The sequence below is a fragment of the Streptomyces sp. NPDC057654 genome, from assembly GCF_042800135.1.
Classification (GTDB): domain Bacteria; phylum Actinomycetota; class Actinomycetes; order Streptomycetales; family Streptomycetaceae; genus Streptomyces.
Genome location: NZ_JBHVHQ010001442.1, coordinates 1 through 1,188 on the forward strand (window position 1 = coordinate 1; position 1,188 = coordinate 1,188).

Genomic DNA, 1,188 nt, shown 5'->3' on the forward strand with positions numbered 1-1,188 from the left:
GTCCCGGGCAGGCGGGGCTGCTTCATGCTCGGCCGACCCCGATATCGAATGCCGACGGTGCCGCCCCGAGTGTTCTTCGCGGTTTGGGTGTCTCGCGCGACAGTGGGATTGCAAGGCCGTCAGCTGGTCACGTTCACCCAGATGGGCACGGGTTATACGGTCAGCGCCGTGCCCGGATGAAATCCATTGGTGCACCTCGGCGTCCGACAGGATCATGAGCTGCTCCGTTGCCGCACCCGGGATGGCGATCGCTCATCTACTGACCTGGGAGGACCCTGTATGCCCGTTGTGCCGATAGTCCGACGCGTGTTCGGCGGCGGCGCATTCGCCGAGATCGGAGAACCCGCTCTGGCCGTCGTTGGCGAGCGCTCGCGGACGATCGCTGTGGGTGGGGACCTCGGGCCCGTCCAGTGGAGTGGCAGTGGGACCGCGGACTCCTGATGGACGGGGCATCGGGTCGGTGTCTATGAGCAGAACGGGATGCGGTGTCGGCACCTGGTGCGGTCGAGATACTCGGTTCGGGCTGTCGCCTTTCACTCCGTTCTTCCCCTGTTGGCCGTTGGTACGGGGCGCTACGACGGCGGCTTCTCGTTCGAAGGCGAGCTGCTGCTGATCCACCTGGACTCCGGCGACGTGGTGTCTGCCCTGCAGTACCCGCGGGAGGTCCTCAGCGTGGAGTGGTGCAGCGAGACGGCACTTCGGCTGGTCTTGGCGCCGTGTGACGACTGGGAGAACCCACAGGCACACGAGCAGGGTCATGCGGTCGTTGTGGCTCGCTCAGACTGGGGCGCCGTCAGGCGGCAGGGGATCAGTGCCGAGGAGCTGGCCGCCCCCGCGGAACCGGCCGTACGGCCGGATCACAGCGCGGAGGCCCGCCGAATCCTCGCGGATCTGGCGGTCTCCGTCGGTCGGCGGTGGTCCGTACGCAGGCGGGTGTGGGCCGTCGAAGGTACGGAGGACGGCCGCGTGCTGGCCGCTCTGGATGGGGTGCTGGTGGAATCGTGGCTGCCATCGGGAGACCTGCAATGGGTGGTTGAGGACGAGGAAGGCGGCCGGCAACTGGTTCTGGCCTCCGACGGCGCATCGGTCTGGACTAGTACTGCAACGGTCTTTGCCGTGACTGGTGGTCAGGTTGGTCGTTGGTGGGTTATGGGTGGGGACCTTGCTGATGTCAGGTTGTGGGCGCGG

Annotated in this window: 1 pseudogene; it reads left to right on the plus strand. The window is 66.8% G+C overall.

The features are described 5' to 3' along the window. Positions 1 to 552: 552 nt before the first annotated feature. Positions 553 to 1,188: pseudogene (locus tag ACFU99_RS44220) on the plus strand (hypothetical protein); the annotation flags it as partial.